A 1,428-nucleotide genomic window follows, 5' to 3' on the forward strand; every position below is an offset into this window, starting at 1 on the left:
ATCACACCGTCAAAAAACCTTTATCACTGCTTCGGCTGCGATGCCGGCGGCTCGGTGCTGGACTGGGTGATGAAAACTGAAGGGTTGAGCCTGCGTCATGCGGTTGAGCACCTGCGCGGGAAACTGGGCGGCAGCCCCACGGTTGCGCCGCTGGTTGCCCCCACTGAGCCGGAGGTGCTGGCAGACGATGAGAACGGGCGGCAGGCGCTGCTGCACCGGGTGGTTGAGTTCTATCACCATACGCTGCTGAGCGCGCCGGAAGCACAGGATTATCTGGCCAGGCGGCGGCTGCACCATCCGGAACTGGTCGCGCAGTTTAAGCTGGGTTTTGCCAACCGCACGCTGGCTTACCGTCTGCCCCCGAAAAAAGTGAAAGCGGGTGAGGCGCTCCGCCGCCGCCTGCGGGACTCTGGCATCATGCGCGAGTCCGGGCATGAACATTTTGTCGGTTCGCTGGTTGTGCCGGTGATCGACGCAGAAGGTCAGGTTCGGGAGCTGTACGGGCGTAAAATCGGCGAGCGGTTGCGCGACGGCACGCCCATGCATCTCTATCTGCCGGGGGCGCATCGCGGGGTCTGGAACGGGCAGGCACTGCGGGCGTCAAAATCGCTCATCCTGTGTGAATCACTGATCGATGCGATGTCGTTCTGGGTCGCGGGGCACCACAATGTCACCGCCGCCTATGGGGTCAATGGCGTGACCGAAGAGCACTGGCAGGCGTTCGAACAACACGGCATCCGGCAGGTGCTGATCGCGTTCGACAATGACAGCGCAGGCAATGACGCGGCGGTGAAACTGGCGGCCGCGCTGCTCGCTAACGGCATTGCGCCGTTACGGGTGGTGTTCCCGCCAGAGATGGATGCGAATGAATATCTGTGCCAGCTGGCCGAACCGGAAACCGCCTTCTCGTTGCTGATTGAGGGTGCCGTGCCGATGCAGGCCGCCCGTGAGGTTGAAATAGCGGAAGTGGCGGAAAGCCTGTCATCAGCGCCTGCCCCGCTTTCCCCTTTAGCCGCTGAGGTCGCGGCGCTGCCGGCGGCACCACTGCCCGTGCCCGGTGTGGTGTGGGAAATGGCTGCCACCGGGGAGTTGCTTATCTCGCTGGGTTCGCTGCGCTGGACGGTGCGAGGCTTAGGTTCGGTCAAGGCGGGGGCGGTTGCCCTGAAACTCAATGCGCAGGTCGTGGACACGCAAAGTGGCGTGATGTTCGTGGACAGTCTGGATTTGCTGAGCGCCCGCAGCCGTCAGGGGTATGCGCGGCTGGCCGCCGCTGAGCTGGGACTGGCTGAAGGGGATATCCGCCGCGCTTTGGGGCAGGTATTGCTGGCCGTCGAACAGGGGCAGCAGCAGGGAGAAGCCCCCCAAGCCGTGCAGCCTGAACTGAGCGCCGATGAGCGGGCGGCCGCCTTAGCGTTGCTGCAAGCTCCG

1 protein-coding gene is annotated in these 1,428 nt (G+C 63.9%); it reads left to right on the plus strand.

What is annotated here, in order from left to right; all coding sequences use genetic code 11:
• Positions 1 to 1,428 (plus strand): toprim domain-containing protein (locus Xsze_RS21380; RefSeq protein ID WP_143707616.1); only part of this gene is annotated, 1,428 nt, incomplete at both ends.

Source organism: Xenorhabdus szentirmaii DSM 16338 (assembly GCF_002632585.1).
Taxonomy (GTDB): Bacteria; Pseudomonadota; Gammaproteobacteria; order Enterobacterales; family Enterobacteriaceae; genus Xenorhabdus; species Xenorhabdus szentirmaii.